Consider the following 257-nt stretch of genomic DNA (forward strand, 5'->3'; position numbering starts at 1 on the left):
GCTCCGCGCAGCTTGGGCTAGCGTTGAACCTGCTGCTTGAACTGCAACCGCCAGCCATGCAGCAACGGCTCGGTATAGCCACTAGGTTGCTCGCGCCCCTTGAACACCAGCTCTCGGGCGGCGCGAAACGCATGCGATGCCTCGAAGTTGGCCGCCATTGGCCGGTACGCCGGGTCCCCGGCATTCTGTTGGTCTACCACCTTGGCCATGCGTTGCAGAGTCGCCTCGACCTGCTCGGCACCCACCACGCCATGGTG

General features: G+C 64.6%; 1 pseudogene. It reads right to left on the minus strand.

The annotated features are described in order from the left end of the window. Nucleotides 1-17: 17 nt before the first annotated feature. Nucleotides 18-257: pseudogene (locus SB756_RS32160) on the minus strand (malate synthase G); the annotation flags it as partial.

The organism is Pseudomonas sp. SIMBA_068 (assembly GCF_046534705.1).
Classification (GTDB): domain Bacteria; phylum Pseudomonadota; class Gammaproteobacteria; order Pseudomonadales; family Pseudomonadaceae; genus Aquipseudomonas; species Aquipseudomonas putida.